The sequence below is a fragment of the Pantoea sp. DY-17 genome (assembly GCF_019795975.1).
Lineage (GTDB): Bacteria > Pseudomonadota > Gammaproteobacteria > Enterobacterales > Enterobacteriaceae > Pantoea > Pantoea leporis.
In genome coordinates this window covers 734,037-748,823 of sequence record NZ_JAIMIG010000001.1, presented here as the reverse complement: position 1 = coordinate 748,823, position 14,787 = coordinate 734,037, and the positions used below count along the sequence as shown (strand labels likewise).

Sequence of the window (14,787 nt, the reverse complement as noted above, 5' to 3'; positions counted from 1 at the left end):
ATATGGACTATCAGCTCGATATCAACTGGCCCGACTTTATTCAACGCTACTGGCAGAAACGCCCGGTGGTGCTTAAACGTGGATTTAAAAACTTCGTCGATCCTATTTCTCCTGACGAGCTGGCCGGTTTGGCGATGGAAAATGAGGTGGATAGCCGCCTTGTCAGCCATAACGAGGGCAAATGGCAAGTCAGCCACGGCCCGTTTGAAAGCTACGATCATCTCGGTGAGAGCAACTGGTCGCTGCTGGTTCAGGCGGTCAACCATTGGCATGAACCTTCTGCCGCACTGATGCGTCCGTTCCGTTTTCTGCCCGACTGGCGTGTTGATGACCTGATGATCTCGTTTGCCGTGCCGGGCGGCGGCGTCGGTCCGCATTTCGATCAGTACGATGTGTTTATCATTCAGGGCACTGGCCGCCGTCGCTGGCGCGTGGGTGAAAAAGTGCCGTTGAAACAGCACTGCCCGCATCCGGACCTGCTGCAGGTTGAGCCTTTCGACGCCATCATCGATGAAGAGATGGAGCCCGGCGATATTCTCTATATTCCGCCAGGATTCCCGCACGAAGGCTATTCGCTGGAAAACGCCATCAACTATTCGGTCGGCTTCCGCGCACCGAACGGTCGCGAGCTGATCAGCGGTTTTGCCGATCACATGCTGGCCAACGAATTGGGCAGCTACCGCTACAGCGATCCCGATGTGCCATCGCGCGATTGCCCATCGCAAATTCTGCCGTCAGAACTGGAAGGCATCCGCAAAGTCATGATGGATGTGATTAACCAGCCGGAGCAGTTTAATCAGTGGTTTGGCGAGTTTATTTCTCAGTCGCGTCATGAGCTGGACGTCGCACCGCCAGAGCCGCCGTATCAACCGGACGAAATCTACGATGCATTGCAGCAAGGCGATGCGCTGACGCGGCTCGGCGGCCTGCGCGTATTGACCATTGGCGATGTGGTGTTTGTGAACGGTGAATCGATCACCAGCAGCCATCCGCATGTGCTGGCAGCATTGGCGCACAATCACGTGCTGACGCTGGAAGATTTCGGCGATGCGCTGGATGACCCTTCACTGCTGGCGCAGCTGGCGGCGTTGGTGAATAGCGGTTATTGGTTCTTCGGCGAGTAAGTTTCAATCTGTCTCGGGGTTTCTAAACCTCGGACAGTGCTCGCTGTCCCCCTCCTCGGTCCTCCCCCATAAATGGGGGAGGAAGATGCTGCAATATGTGAGTAGGGAGTTGCATGTGGCAGCGTCTCCTTCCCCCATTTATGGGGGAAGGCCGGGATGGGGGACAACCCGCACTATGCAATCACCATCACCCCTTCTTCTGCCCCGCCAGCTCAGCCAAACGCACAATCACATCCACCGACTGCGCCATCACATTGAGTGAGGCGAACTCGTGCTTGCCGTGATAGTTGTAGCCGCCGGTGAACAGGTTCGGGCATGGCAATCCTTTCCACGACAGCGCAGAGCCGTCGGTGCCGCCGCGAATCGGTTTGACGTTCGGTTCGATGCCGCAATCGCGCATCGCCTGCAGCGCCAACTCAATAATGTGCGGATGCGGTTCGACTTTCTCGCGCATGTTGCGATAGCTGTCGCTGATCTCCACTTTCACCGAACATTCGCTTTGCAGCCCTTTGCTGACGCGCTGACCAATCTCTTCCAGCAGCTGTTTACGCTGTTCATAGCTGTCGGCATCAAAATCTCTGATCAAATACATCAGCTCGGCGTGCTCAACCGTGCCTTTGATGGTGTGCAGATGGAAGAAGCCTTCATAGCCGTCGGTATACTGCGGCTTCTCTTTGGCTGGCAGTTCCGCGTGGAAGCGCATCGCCAGATCCAACGCATTGACCATCACATTTTTAGCGCTGCCTGGATGCACGTTGTTGCCGGTGATTTTAACCATCGCGGTAGCGGCATTGAAGTTCTCGAACTCGAACTCGCCGAGATCGCTGCCATCAACGGTATACGCCCAATCGGCGGCAAAGCCTTCGACGTCGAAGTGCGACGCGCCGCGACCAATCTCTTCATCGGGTGTAAAGGCCACGCGAATCGCACCGTGTGGCGTATCCCCTTTTGCCAGACGCGCCATCGCGGTCATGATCTCGGCGATACCGGCTTTATCATCCGCGCCGAGCAGCGTTTTGCCATCGGTGGTGATCAGCGTATGACCGATCAGCTTATGCAGTACCGGGAACATCACCGGTGACAGAATTTCATCACCGTTACCGAGCGCGATATCGCCACCGCGATAGTTTTCAATAATCTGCGGATTGACGTTTTTGGCGGTAAAATCCGGCGAGGTGTCCATATGCGAAATAAAGCCGATTACCGGCGTGGCCCAATCAACGTTAGCCGGTAAGGTGCCCATCACACAGCAGTGATCGCTCAGAGAGACATCAACAAAGCCCAGCGCGATAAGTTCTTCCTGTAATTGACGCGCCAGCGTCCACTGCCCTTCGCTGCTTGGCACTTGTCGTGCCTGAGGTTTTGACTGAGTTTCTACTGCAACATAACTGAGAAAACGCTCAAGTAATTGATCCATCTGTCATCCCTCTAAAGAACCTGCGTCATTATCATGGTGGCCAAATGGCACCATGTTGCGTCAAATCATTATCCTTCAGGTTAGCTCTCTCAACGTGACTTGCGTTGAAAATTCGCTCACTCGCGCCTGTCCGACTTATCCGTTACGCATACTCCGGCATTTTTCAGAGTTTTCAAGGTAAATCCGTGGCAAAACATGGCATTGACACATTTTTGCGGTATCATCGCGCCCTTCATCACAGCAAGCGGCCACCAGCGGCTATGCTGTAACCTGATTCACCATCAGACTGAGTGACTAAAATGACGCAAACACGCGCGCCTGCGCTGGTTACGCTTTCTGGCATCAGTAAAGCTTTTGATGGCAAAACCATCATCTCTGACTTTGACCTGACCATCCGTCACGGCGAGTTCATCACGCTGCTTGGCCCTTCCGGCTGCGGAAAAACCACCATTTTACGCCTGATTGCCGGGCTGGAAGCGGCCGATCGCGGTCATATCATTCTTGATGACAATGACATCACCGATCTGCCCGCCGAGCATCGCCACATTAACACCGTGTTTCAGAGCTACGCGCTGTTCCCGCACATGTCGGTGTTTGAGAACGTCGCCTTTGGCCTGCGCATGCAGAAAACCCCGGCGGCGGAGATCACCACGCGCGTTAACGATGCGCTGGCGATGGTGCAGCTGGAGAGTTTTGCCGATCGCCGTCCGCATCAGCTTTCGGGCGGTCAGCAGCAGCGCGTGGCGATTGCGCGCGCGGTGGTCAATCGCCCGAAAGTGCTGCTGCTGGACGAGTCGCTGTCGGCGCTGGATTACAAGCTGCGGCGCCAGATGCAAAACGAGCTCAAAGCGCTACAGCGTAAGCTTGGCATCACCTTTGTGTTTGTGACGCACGATCAGGAAGAGGCGCTGACCATGTCCGATCGTATCGTGGTAATGCGCGATGGCCGCATCGAACAGGACGGCACGCCACGCGAGATTTACGAAGAGCCCGCCAACCTGTTTGTGGCGCGCTTTATTGGCGAGATTAACGTGTTCGATGCCGAGGTGCTGAACAGCGATCATGCGCCTACAATCCGCGCGCGTGTGGAAGGCCTTGAATGCATGCTGCAATGTGATTTCCCGGTCAGCGTCGGCGATAAACTGCACGTGCTGCTGCGCCCGGAAGATTTGCGCGTTGAAGAGATCGACCACGACAGCCGCAGCGATAATCTGATCGGCTTCGTGCGCGAGCGCAACTATAAAGGCATGACGCTGGAGTCTACTGTTGAGCTGGAGAACGGCAAGCTGCTGACGGTGAGCGAGTTCTTTAACGAAGACGATCCCGATTTTGATCACTCGCTGAACCAGAAAATGGCCGTCAGCTGGGTCGCCAACTGGGAGGTGGTGTTGCCGTATGAAGTTGATGCGTAACCGCCTGCAGAAAGTCATTGTTGCCCTGATCGTCAGCTGGCTCACGCTGTTTGTGCTGCTGCCTAACCTGATGATTTTCGCCACCAGCTTCCTGACGCGCGATGATGCGCATTTTGTCAGTATGGCCTTCACCCTAAATAACTACACGCGGCTGCTCGATCCGCTCTACGCTGATGTGCTGCTGCACTCGCTGAATATGGCGTTGATCGCCACGCTGTGCTGCCTGCTGCTCGGTTATCCGTTTGCCTGGTGTCTGACGAAACTGCCGGCGCGCCTGCGTCCGCTGATGCTGTTCCTGCTGATTGTGCCGTTCTGGACCAACTCGCTGATCCGTATCTACGGTCTGAAAATCTTCCTCAGCACGCGCGGCTGGCTGAATGAATTTTTGCTGTGGCTTGGGGTGATCGATAAACCGTTTCGCATCATGTACACCTCGGAAGCGGTGATTCTGGGGCTGATCTACATTCTGCTGCCGTTTATGGTGCTGCCGCTCTACTCCAGCCTGGAAAAGCTGGATAAATCCTGCCTCGAAGCGGCGCGCGATCTTGGCGCGAACAAAGTAAAAACCTTTTTACGCATCATTCTGCCACTTACCATGCCGGGCATTGTCGCCGGTTGCCTGCTGGTGTTTATCCCGGCGATGGGCTTGTTCTTTGTAGCGGATTTGCTGGGCGGCGCGAAAAACCTGTTAATTGGCAACGTGATTAAGAGCCAGTTTCTGAATATCCGTGACTGGCCGTTCGGTGCTGCCACCAGCATTGTGATGACGCTGCTGATGGGGCTGATGCTGCTGGCTTACTGGCGCGCAGCGCGTATGCTGAACAGCAAGGTGGAACTGCAATGATGGCGCGCTGGTTACGTGGCGGCTTCATGGCCGTGATTTATGCCTGGTTTTATATCCCGATCATCATTCTGATCGTCAACTCCTTCAACCGTTCGCGTTTCGGCATTAACTGGCAGGGCTTCAGCACGCAGTGGTATCGCCTGCTGATGAATAACGACAGCCTGATTCAGGCGGCACAACATTCATTGCTGATGGGCGTGCTCTCTGCCAGCTGCGCCACGATTATCGGCTCGCTGACCGCCGTCGCGCTCTATCGCTATCGCTTCCGTGGTAAACCGTTCGTCAGCGGCATGCTGTTTGTGGTGATGATGTCGCCGGATATCGTGATGGCGATTTCGCTGCTGGTGCTGTTTATGCTGCTGGGCATTTCGCTGGGCTTCTGGTCGCTGCTGTTCTCGCATATCACCTTCTGCCTGCCGTTTGTGGTGATCACCGTCTATTCGCGCCTGAAAGGGTTTGATGTGCGCATGCTGGAAGCCGCCAAAGATCTTGGTGCCAGCGAAGTCACCATTTTGCGCAAAATTCTGCTGCCGCTGGCGCTGCCGGCGGTCGCAGCGGGTTGGCTGCTGAGCTTTACGCTGTCGATGGACGATGTCGTGGTATCGTCGTTCGTCACCGGCCCGAGCTTCGAAATTTTGCCGTTAAAAATTTATTCGATGGTGAAAGTTGGCGTGTCACCGGAAGTGAACGCGCTGGCGACAATTTTGCTGCTGCTGTCGCTGCTGTTGGTGGCGCTCAGTCAGCTGTTGCTCCGTGATAAAACCAAATAGAGGATAATCGATGAAAAAGTGGTCTCATTGGCTGGCGGCTGGGGCGCTGGCATTGGGCATGCAGAGCGCGCAGGCGGACGCCGGCAAAACGCTCTACTTCTATAACTGGACCGAATACGTGCCGCCGGGACTGCTGGAGCAGTTCACCAAAGAGACCGGCATCAAGGTGATTTACTCCACCTACGAATCCAATGAAAGCATGTATGCCAAGCTGAAGACCTGGAAAGATGGCGCCTACGATTTGGTGGTGCCTTCAACCTACTTCGTCGCCAAAATGCGTAATGAAGGCATGCTGCAAAAGATCGATAAAACCCAGCTCAGCAACTTCAAAAACCTCGATCCTAACCTGCTCAACAAGCCGTTTGATCCTAACAATGATTACTCGATCCCCTATATCTGGGGCGCGACCGCCATTGGCATCAACACCGACGAAGTGGATGCCAAAAGCATTACCCGCTGGGCCGATTTGTGGAAGCCTGAGTATAAGCAAAGCCTGCTGCTGACCGACGATGCGCGTGAAGTGTTCCAGATGGCGCTGCGTAAGCTGGGCTATTCGGGCAACACCCGCGATCCCAAGCAGATCGAAGCCGCTTATGAAGAGTTAAAAAAGCTGATGCCGAACGTGCTGGCGTTTAACTCCGATAATCCAGGAAATCCGTTTATGGAAGGCGAAGTGAACGTTGGGATGATCTGGAACGGTTCCGCCTACGTGGCGCGCCAGGCAGGCACGCCGCTGCAGATTATCTGGCCGCGGGAAGGCGGGATTTTCTGGATGGATAACCTGGCGATTCCGGCCAATGCGAAAAACCGTGAAGGCGCGCTGAAGCTGATTAACTTCCTGCTGCGTCCGGATGTGGCGGCACAGGTGGCGGAAACCATCGGCTATCCCACGCCAAACCTGGCAGCGAAGAAGTTACTGCCACAGGAAGTGGCCAGCGATCCTTCGCTTTATCCTGCTGAGGATGTGATCAAAAACGGCGAGTGGCAAAACGATGTCGGTGACGCCAGCGTGCAGTATGAGACGTTGTTCCAGAAGCTCAAGGCGGGACGTTAACTCTCTGCGGCTTCCCCTCACCCTGCCCTCTCTCGCAAGCGGGAGAGGGTTCCGTCTAGCCCCTTCTCCCTCGGGGAGAAGGTTGGGATGAGGTAAAGCGCGCACAAATCTACTTATACAACCCACGCAAAAACGTATGCACAAACTCCGGCACCACTTCGCTTGCTAAGCCGTAATGACGCTCGGCAAACTCATTGCCGACCTGGCTCGGTTCCAGATTCAGCTCCACAGTATGCGCGCCCTGCAGTTTCGCTTCGTGGACAAAACCGGCGGCGGGATAGACATGGCCCGACGTGCCAATGGCGATAAACAGATTCGCCTGTTCAATCGCCTGATAAATCTCTTCCATCCCCAGCGGCATTTCGCCGAACCACACGATGTGCGGGCGCAGCATGGCCGGGAACTGGCAGCAGGTGCAGCGATCGTCCGCGGTTAAATCTTCGGTCCAGTCCAACACTTGTCCACTGCTGACGCAGCGCACTTTCAACAGTTCACCGTGCATATGCAGCACGCGCTGGCTGCCGGCGCGTTCGTGCAGGTTATCGATATTCTGCGTCACCAGCAGGAAGTTATCGCCCAGCACCTGCTCCAGTTCCGCCAGCGCTTTGTGCGCGGCGTTGGGCTGAATTTCTGGCTGCTGCAGCTGTTGACGCCGCGCGTTGTAAAACGCCTGCACCAGCGCCGGATTGCGTTGAAAACCTTCCGGCGTGGCGACATCTTCAACGCGATGCTCTTCCCACAAGCCATCGGCGGCGCGGAAAGTGCGAATACCGGATTCGGCGGAGATCCCCGCGCCAGTCAGCACCACCACGCGCGGTTGCGGATGCGCGGCCAGTTCAGCTTTGCGATCGCGCTCGAAGATGCGCTGCCGAAAGCGCTGATGCACCTTGCGGCGGTTTTTTTTGTCGCGGGCGAGTCGTAGGCGGCGGCGCGGTATGCGCATAAAAGCTCCTTATCTGCGGCGTTTATTGCCGCGCATCGGGGATTTTTCGGGCTACTCTGCCCGATAATAGCAGCCGCACAGCGGCTGCGTTTTATCTTTACTGACCGCTGAGTACGCGGGCCGGATCGATACGGCTGGCGCGTCGTGCCGGATACCAGCTGGCAATCAGGCTCAGGACAATCGCGGTGGCCAGCACCGAAATCACATCAATCCAGTGCAGTTCGGACGGCAGGAAATCGATAAAGTAGATATCGCCCGCCAGCAGCTGATGCCCGGTCAGGAGCTCAAACACGCGCATCACCGGCGTGAGATTGAGCGCTACCAGCACGCCGACCACCACGCCGCTGACGCTGCCGAGCAGGCCCGCCAGCAAGCCGTACCAGATAAAGATGGCGCGGATCAAACCATCTTTGGCCCCCAGCGTGCGCAGTACCGCGATGTCGCTGCTCTTATCTTTCACCGCCATCACCAGCGTCGAGACGATGTTAAAGCAGGCCACGCCAATCACCAGCACCATGGCTAAATACATAATGGCGCGAATCATCTGGATGTCACGGTACATGTAGCCGTAAGTGCCAATCCAGCTCTTGATGTAGACGTAAGAGTGCGTCACTTTACCGGCGTCATGTATCAACTTCTGCGCCTGGAACGGGTCATTCATCTTCAGCGCAATACCGCTGACGCTGTCGCCCATATCCAGATATTTCTGCGCATCGGCCAGCGGCACCAGCGCCAGGCTGTGATCGAGCATGCCGCTCAGTTGCAGCACGCCGCTGACCTGCAGACGAATACGTTTTGGCTGCAGCAGCTTATTCTCGCCATCATTATTGGGGATCATGATGGTGATCCAGTCGCCCTGTTTCACATTGAGCGATTTAGCGATGCCGCCACCCAGAATGATTTGCTGTTTACCAGCCGCGAACTGCGACCATGCATCTCCGGCCACAAAGCTCGGCAAGGCGCTAAGACGCGCTTCCTGCTGCGGATCGACGCCTTTCACCTGCAGCGCCTGCAGCTTTGCGCCGCTCTCAATCAGCCCGGTGAAGTTGATATAGGGCGCTGCGGCGGCAATGCCGGCCACCTGCTCAATCGGCGCGATCATCGGTTGCCAGTTACGGAACGGCTGATTCACCGGCTCGATTTCACCGTGCGGCACTACCGCCAGAATGCGGTTATTCAGCTCACGCTCAAAGCCGTTCATGGCGCTCAGACCGATGATCAGCACCGCCACGCCCAGCGCAATGCCGATGGTGGAGATGATGGAGATCAGCGAGACCATGCCACCACGCCGCCGACCGCGGCTAAAACGCAGCCCGAGCAGCAGGGATAATGACGAAGCCATCAGATCACTCCCAGCGTCAGTTGGTCGCTCAGCTCACCGTCGCGCATCTCCATCTGGCGGCTCAGGCGTTTCGCCAGCTGCAGATCGTGCGTCACTACCAGAAAAGCGGTGCCCTGTTTAACGTTCAGCTCGCCGAGCAGTTCAAAAATCGCGTCGGCGTTGCGCGCATCGAGGTTACCGGTAGGTTCATCGGCCATCACCAGCCGCGGACGATTCACCAGCGCGCGGGCAATCGCCACACGCTGACGTTCACCGCCCGACAGTTCAGAAGGCCGATGCGCAGCACGTTTTTCCAGCCCGACCGCCGCCAGCATTTCACGCGCGCGTGATTCCGCTTCCGCTTTGCCAATTTTGCCAATCAGCAGCGGCATCGCCACGTTCTCCAGCGCGCTAAAATCCGGCAGCAGATGGTGGAACTGATAGATAAAGCCCAGCTCACGGTTGCGCAGCTCGGCTTTCGCGGCCGACGACATCGCATTCAGCGATTTACCATCAAAAATCACATCGCCTGACGTCGGCGCATCCAGGCCGCCGAGCAGATGCAGTAAGGTACTTTTACCCGAACCGGAGCTGCCGACAATCGCCGTCAGTTCACCCGGCTGCAGGCTGAAAGCCACATTGCGCAGCACATCGGTCTGCACGCTGCCTTCCTGATAGCGTTTGCACAGGTCACGACACTGCAACAAAGGAGTATTACTCATAACGTAAAGCCTCAGCGGGTTGGACGGCGGCAGCGCGCCACGACGGATAAAGGGTAGAAAGCAGCGCGACGGCCATTGAGACCAGCGCAATGGTGATCACCTGCAACACGTTGATGTCGACCGGCAGCGCCGCGCCATCAAGGAACAGACCAATCACCGGCATCAAATTATTCAGCTGGCTGGCAAGCAGCACGCCAAGCACGGTGCCCAGCAGCGCGCCAATAATGCCCGCGCTGGCGCCCTGCACCATAAACACCGCGACAATCTGGCGGCGGGTTAAACCCAGCGTTTGCAAAATGGCCACTTCGCCCTGCTTCTCCATGATCAGCAGGCCCAGCGAGGTAATGATATTAAAAGCCGCCACCGCGATGATCAGGCTCAGCAGCAGCCCCATCATGTTTTTTTCCATGCGTACCGCCTGGAACAGATCGCCTTTGCGTTCGCGCCAGTCTTTCCACGTCAGGCCCTCCGGCAGTTTCTGCTGGCTGAGCGCATCAACGCTTAACGGCTTATCCAGCCACAAACGCCAGCCGGTGATGTTGCCGAGCGGATAGCGCATCACGCGTGACGCATCCTGCTGATTGACCAGAATTTGATAGCCATCCACTTCGCTGTTGGCGGCATAGGTGCCAGCCACAGTGAAAATACGCTGGCTCGGCAAACGTCCTACCGGCGTGAACTGGCTGACCGATGGCACCATCAGACGCAGCTGATCGCCGCGCTTCACGCCCAGCTGTGCAGCCAGCTGTTCACCGAGGATGACGTTGTACTGGCCCGACTGCAGCACGCTTTGTTGGGTGTTGACGAGGAATGGCGTCAGCGGATCCTGTTCGTCGGGATTGATGCCGAGCATCACGCCGACCGAGACGTTACGCGCGCTTTGTAGCACCACATCAGCGGTGGTCAGCGGTGCGATGCGCTTAACCCCTTGCAGTTGGAGATTATCGGCGGGCAACGCCTTGGGACTTATGCTGCCTTTTTCGCTGGTGATCAGCGCCTGCGGCATCAGGCCGAGGATATTGCCTTCCAGCTCGCGCTCAAAGCCGTTCATCACCGACAACACGGTGACCAGCGCCAGCACGCCGAGCGTAATGCCGATAGTTGAGAGCCAGGAGACGAAGCGACCAAAGCGGTCTGAGGCACGTCCACGCATGTAGCGTAAACCGATGAATAACGCGACTGGTTGATACATGAGATCCGTCTTGGCAGTTGCCTGAAAATAAGTAGTGGGATGATAAAGGAGGCGTCCTCTTTATGAAACCTCTAACCCTCTGAGTCTGCGGCAAAGTTGTGTCAAAAACCGTCCCAGCCAACGCTTATGCATAAAATTGCGACAAATTAATGATGTTATTTGTACGTTTATTCGTCATCGGCTGGCGTAGACTTAAAGGTGAATTACCGTAGGCGACGAGGAGTACACCATGTTCAAGTTCCCCAAAAGCAGCATTGTTAAGCATAAATCGGGTGAAATTAAAGGCGAGATCGTCAACGTTTTTGAACAGGGAGATGCGCCAACCGGCTATTACGTGAAGTGGGACGACGGCAACCACAGCTACCATCTGGAGAAAGAGTTGTCCTGGGCCAATGTTGATCGTCCACGTATGCACTACACACAGCAATCGAGTAAGTAGCTCAACCGGCAAAAGTTTGAGAAATCGCACTACGACAGATGATCCTCAGGGCGGATTATGGAATGATGACGCCCTGTAATCCAAGGAGAGAATGTCGAGATCCCATGTCGGAACAGAGTCGTTATACCCTGCCAGTCAAAGCCGGCGACCATCGCCAGCTCGGTAAGCTCGTCGGCGCCGCACAAGCGCTTGAGTGCGCCAGCATCACCGAACGCCACAGCGGTCCGGTGTTGATGATTACCCCGGATATGCAATCTGCCCTGCGTCTGCAGGAGGAGATTCGCCAGTTCACCGATCTGCCGGTCACCCATCTCGCTGACTGGGAAACGCTGCCCTACGACAGCTTCTCGCCGCATCAGGACATCATCTCAGCTCGCCTCTCCACGCTGTATCAACTGCCCAACTTAACGCGCGGTATGCTGATTATGCCGGTCAACACGCTGATGCAGCGCGTATGTCCGCACAGCTTCCTGCACGGCCATGCGCTGGTGATGCAGCAAGGGCAAAAGCTGTCGCGCGATGCGCTGCGCGATCAGCTGGAGCAGGCCGGTTATCGCCACGTCGATCAGGTGATGGAGCACGGTGAATACGCCACGCGCGGTGCGCTGCTCGATCTGTTCCCGATGGGCAGCGACCAACCTTATCGCATCGACTTCTTTGACGATGAGATCGACAGCCTGCGCCTGTTTGATGTCGATACGCAGCGCACGCTGGAGGCGGTCAACGCCATCAACCTGTTGCCGGCGCATGAATTCCCCACGGATAAAGCCGCCATCGAGCTGTTCCGCAGCCGCTGGCGCGAAACCTTTGACGTACGGCGCGAGCCGGAGCATGTCTATCAGCAGGTGAGCAAAGGCACGCTGCCCGCCGGTATCGAATACTGGCAGCCGCTGTTCTTTGAGCAGGCGTTGCCGACGCTGTTCAGCTATCTGCCCGCCAATACGCTGCTGCTCAACAGCGGCGATTTGCTGGCCAGCGCCGAGCGCTTCTGGCTTGACGCCAACGCGCGCTTTGAGAATCGCCGTATCGATCCGATGCGCCCGCTGCTGGAGCCGGTCACGCTGTGGCTGCGTCCCGACACGCTGATGAGCGAACTGAAAGCCTGGCCGCGCATGCAGTTAAGCAGCGAGACGCTGCCGGAAAAAGCAGCGAATACCAATCTCGGTTATCAGCCGCTGCCGGAATTGACGGTGCAGGCGCAGGCCAAAGCGCCACTCGATCTGCTGCGTCAGTTCCTTGAACAATTCAGCGGTCAGGTGATTTTCTCGGTTGAGAGTGAAGGCCGGCGTGAAAGCCTGCAAGAGCTGTTGGCGCGCATTAAACTGCGTCCACAGGCTATCGATCACTTTGATCAGGCCGCCAATCAGCCGCTTAGCCTGATGATTGGCGCCAGCGAGCGCGGCTTTATCGATACGCAACGCCAGCTGGCGTTGATTTGCGAAAGCGATCTGCTTGGCGAGCGCGTCAGTCGTCGTCGCCAGGATAATCGCCGCACCATCAATCCTGATGTGCTGATCCGCAACCTCGCCGAGCTGCATCCCGGCCAGCCGGTGGTGCATCTGGAGCACGGCGTGGGGCGTTATATCGGCCTGACCACGCTGGAAGCCGGCGGCATCGTCGCTGAATATCTGATGCTCTCCTATGCGGGCGACGCCAAGCTGTACGTGCCGGTTTCATCACTGCATCTGATTAGCCGCTATGCCGGTGGCGCGGATGAAAACGCGCCGCTGCATAAACTTGGCAGCGATGCCTGGTCACGCGCGCGGCAGAAAGCCGCTGAGAAAGTGCGCGACGTGGCGGCGGAGCTGCTGGATATTTATGCTCAGCGCGCAGCCAAAACCGGCTTTGCCTTTAAGCACGACCGCGATCAGTATCAGCTGTTCTGCGAAGGCTTCCCGTTTGAAACCACGCCGGATCAAGGCCAGGCGATCAACGCGGTGCTGAGCGACATGTGTCAGCCGCTGGCGATGGATCGTCTGGTGTGCGGCGACGTCGGCTTTGGTAAAACCGAAGTGGCGATGCGCGCTGCGTTTCTGGCGGTTGAGAACGCCAAACAGGTCGCGGTGCTGGTGCCCACCACGCTGCTGGCGCAACAGCATTACGACAACTTCCGCGATCGTTTCGCTAACTGGCCGGTGCGCATTGAGATGCTGTCGCGCTTCCGCACCGCCAAAGAGCAGAGTCAGGTGCTGGAACAGGCGCGCGAGGGCAAAGTCGATATTCTGATTGGCACCCATAAGCTGCTGTCGAACGACCTGAAGTGGCACGATCTCGGCCTGCTGATTGTCGATGAAGAGCACCGCTTTGGCGTGCGTCATAAAGAGCGGATCAAGGCGATGCGCGCCGATGTCGATATCCTGACGCTCACCGCCACGCCGATTCCGCGCACCCTGAATATGGCGATGAGCGGCATGCGCGATCTGTCGATTATTGCCACGCCACCGGCACGACGTATGGCGGTGAAAACCTTTGTGCGTGAGTACGACAGCCTGGTGGTGCGCGAGGCAATCCTGCGTGAAGTGCTGCGCGGCGGCCAGGTTTACTATCTCTACAATGACGTAGAGAACATCGAGAAAGCGGCGCAGCGATTGGCCGATCTGGTGCCGGAAGCGCGCATTGCCATTGGTCACGGTCAGATGCGCGAACGCGATCTCGAGCGGGTGATGAATGATTTCCACCATCAGCGCTTTAACGTGCTGGTGTGTACCACCATCATCGAAACCGGTATCGACGTACCCAGCGCCAACACCATTATCATCGAACGCGCCGATCACTTTGGTCTGGCGCAGCTGCATCAGCTGCGTGGCCGCGTGGGACGTTCGCACCATCAGGCCTATGCGTGGCTGCTGACGCCGCATCCAAAAGCGATGACCACTGATGCGCAAAAACGTCTGGAAGCTATCGCGTCGTTGGAAGATCTTGGCGCCGGTTTTGCGCTGGCAACCCACGATCTGGAGATTCGCGGCGCGGGTGAGCTGCTCGGCGAAGATCAGAGCGGCCAGATGGAAACCATCGGCTTCACGCTGTATATGGAACTGCTGGAGAACGCGGTCGATGCGCTGAAGGCGGGCCGCGAGCCGTCGCTGGAAGATCTCACCAGCAATCAAACCGAAATTGAACTGCGTATGCCTGCCCTGCTGCCAGATGATTTTATCCCGGATGTGAATACTCGCTTGTCGCTCTACAAGCGCGTGGCCAGCGCCGCCGATGAGCAGGATCTGGCGGAACTGAAGGTTGAGATGATTGACCGCTTCGGCAAGCTGCCGGATGCAGCGCGTAATCTGCTGGATGTTGCCGGGCTGCGTTTAGTGGCGCGCGAGTTGGGGATTCGTAAGATTGAAGCCAGCGACAAAGGCGGATTTTTCGAGTTTGCGCCGCAGAATCAGGTTGATCCGGGCTGGCTGATTGGCCTGCTGCAGAAAGATCCTCAGCAATGGAAGCTGGATGGCCCAACGCGATTGAAGTTCACCCGCGATATGGCGGACCGGAAAATCCGTATGGAGTGGGTGCAGGGATTTGTCAGCGAGCTGGCGAAAAACCGGGTTTAGT

Annotated in this window: 12 protein-coding genes; 7 read left to right on the top strand and 5 right to left on the bottom strand. The window is 56.9% G+C overall.

Annotated elements, in window-relative coordinates:
- Positions 1 to 2: 2 nt before the first annotated feature.
- On the top strand, positions 3 to 1,124 hold the full coding sequence (locus tag K5Y33_RS03610; protein WP_210080504.1) for a cupin domain-containing protein: 1,122 nt from the start codon (positions 3 to 5) through the stop codon (positions 1,122 to 1,124).
- A 187-nt stretch (positions 1,125 to 1,311) separates the two neighbouring features.
- Here the strand turns inward: K5Y33_RS03610 and pepT are convergent, their stop codons facing one another.
- Positions 1,312 to 2,541: a peptidase T gene (pepT, locus tag K5Y33_RS03605; RefSeq protein ID WP_101760812.1), complete on the bottom strand. Its 1,230-nt coding sequence runs from the start codon at positions 2,539 to 2,541 to the stop codon at positions 1,312 to 1,314.
- 299 nt (positions 2,542 to 2,840) lie between these two features.
- Between pepT and potA the strand changes: the two genes are divergently transcribed.
- The 4 genes from potA to potD are packed head-to-tail and all read left to right on the top strand — an operon-like array spanning position 2,841 to position 6,621.
- Positions 2,841 to 3,953 (top strand): spermidine/putrescine ABC transporter ATP-binding protein PotA, encoded by a 1,113-nt coding sequence (gene potA, locus K5Y33_RS03600; RefSeq protein WP_101760813.1) that lies wholly within the window; start codon positions 2,841 to 2,843, stop codon positions 3,951 to 3,953.
- Positions 3,937 to 4,797 (top strand): spermidine/putrescine ABC transporter permease PotB, encoded by an 861-nt coding sequence (gene potB, locus K5Y33_RS03595; RefSeq protein ID WP_101760814.1) that lies wholly within the window; start codon positions 3,937 to 3,939, stop codon positions 4,795 to 4,797. The genes potA and potB overlap by 17 nt, the downstream gene beginning before the upstream one ends.
- Positions 4,794 to 5,567: a spermidine/putrescine ABC transporter permease PotC gene (gene potC / locus K5Y33_RS03590; protein WP_061716930.1), complete on the top strand. Its 774-nt coding sequence runs from the start codon at positions 4,794 to 4,796 to the stop codon at positions 5,565 to 5,567. Before potB ends, potC begins: the two co-directional genes overlap by 4 nt.
- A 10-nt stretch (positions 5,568 to 5,577) precedes the next feature.
- Positions 5,578 to 6,621, top strand: coding sequence for a spermidine/putrescine ABC transporter substrate-binding protein PotD (gene potD / locus K5Y33_RS03585; RefSeq protein ID WP_192413637.1), 1,044 nt, complete (start codon positions 5,578 to 5,580; stop codon positions 6,619 to 6,621).
- 109 nt (positions 6,622 to 6,730) lie between these two features.
- Here the strand turns inward: potD and cobB are convergent, their stop codons facing one another.
- The 4 genes from cobB to lolC all read right to left on the bottom strand — a co-directional run bounded on the left by cobB (position 6,731) and on the right by lolC (position 10,799).
- On the bottom strand, positions 6,731 to 7,564 hold the full coding sequence (gene cobB, locus K5Y33_RS03580) for a Sir2 family NAD+-dependent deacetylase (RefSeq protein ID WP_101760816.1): 834 nt from the start codon (positions 7,562 to 7,564) through the stop codon (positions 6,731 to 6,733).
- A 97-nt stretch (positions 7,565 to 7,661) separates the two neighbouring features.
- Positions 7,662 to 8,906 (bottom strand): lipoprotein-releasing ABC transporter permease subunit LolE, encoded by a 1,245-nt coding sequence (lolE, locus tag K5Y33_RS03575; protein ID WP_222233267.1) that lies wholly within the window; start codon positions 8,904 to 8,906, stop codon positions 7,662 to 7,664.
- Entirely contained in the window at positions 8,906 to 9,607 is a 702-nt protein-coding gene (lolD, locus tag K5Y33_RS03570) for a lipoprotein-releasing ABC transporter ATP-binding protein LolD (RefSeq protein ID WP_008103026.1), read from the bottom strand. Before lolD ends, lolE begins: the two co-directional genes overlap by 1 nt.
- Complete coding sequence (gene lolC, locus K5Y33_RS03565; RefSeq protein ID WP_222233266.1) at positions 9,600 to 10,799, bottom strand: lipoprotein-releasing ABC transporter permease subunit LolC; 1,200 nt, start codon at positions 10,797 to 10,799, stop codon at positions 9,600 to 9,602. The genes lolD and lolC overlap by 8 nt, the downstream gene beginning before the upstream one ends.
- Before the next feature lie 229 nt (positions 10,800 to 11,028).
- Between lolC and K5Y33_RS03560 the strand changes: the two genes are divergently transcribed.
- Both K5Y33_RS03560 and mfd read left to right on the top strand, forming a co-directional pair.
- Positions 11,029 to 11,238 (top strand): hypothetical protein, encoded by a 210-nt coding sequence (locus K5Y33_RS03560; protein ID WP_008103029.1) that lies wholly within the window; start codon positions 11,029 to 11,031, stop codon positions 11,236 to 11,238.
- Between the two features lie 104 nt (positions 11,239 to 11,342).
- Positions 11,343 to 14,786, top strand: coding sequence for a transcription-repair coupling factor (gene mfd / locus K5Y33_RS03555; protein ID WP_222233265.1), 3,444 nt, complete (start codon positions 11,343 to 11,345; stop codon positions 14,784 to 14,786).
- The last annotated feature ends 1 nt before the right edge of the window (position 14,787 follow it).

Excerpts from the sequence above, each read along its gene's own strand:
- potD (WP_192413637.1), top strand. The coding sequence starts at position 5,578 with ATGAAAAAGTGGTCTCATTGGCTGGCGGCTGGGGCGCTGGCATTGGGC.
- potA (WP_101760813.1), top strand. The coding sequence starts at position 2,841 with ATGACGCAAACACGCGCGCCTGCGCTGGTTACGCTTTCTGGCATCAGT.
- lolC (WP_222233266.1), bottom strand. The coding sequence starts at position 10,799 with ATGTATCAACCAGTCGCGTTATTCATCGGTTTACGCTACATGCGTGGA.
- pepT (WP_101760812.1), bottom strand. The coding sequence starts at position 2,541 with ATGGATCAATTACTTGAGCGTTTTCTCAGTTATGTTGCAGTAGAAACT.
- potB (WP_101760814.1), top strand. The coding sequence starts at position 3,937 with ATGAAGTTGATGCGTAACCGCCTGCAGAAAGTCATTGTTGCCCTGATC.
- lolE (WP_222233267.1), bottom strand. The coding sequence starts at position 8,906 with ATGGCTTCGTCATTATCCCTGCTGCTCGGGCTGCGTTTTAGCCGCGGT.
- lolD (WP_008103026.1), bottom strand. The coding sequence starts at position 9,607 with ATGAGTAATACTCCTTTGTTGCAGTGTCGTGACCTGTGCAAACGCTAT.
- cobB (WP_101760816.1), bottom strand. The coding sequence starts at position 7,564 with ATGCGCATACCGCGCCGCCGCCTACGACTCGCCCGCGACAAAAAAAAC.
- potC (WP_061716930.1), top strand. The coding sequence starts at position 4,794 with ATGATGGCGCGCTGGTTACGTGGCGGCTTCATGGCCGTGATTTATGCC.
- K5Y33_RS03610 (WP_210080504.1), top strand. The coding sequence starts at position 3 with ATGGACTATCAGCTCGATATCAACTGGCCCGACTTTATTCAACGCTAC.
- mfd (WP_222233265.1), top strand. The coding sequence starts at position 11,343 with ATGTCGGAACAGAGTCGTTATACCCTGCCAGTCAAAGCCGGCGACCAT.
- K5Y33_RS03560 (WP_008103029.1), top strand. The coding sequence starts at position 11,029 with ATGTTCAAGTTCCCCAAAAGCAGCATTGTTAAGCATAAATCGGGTGAA.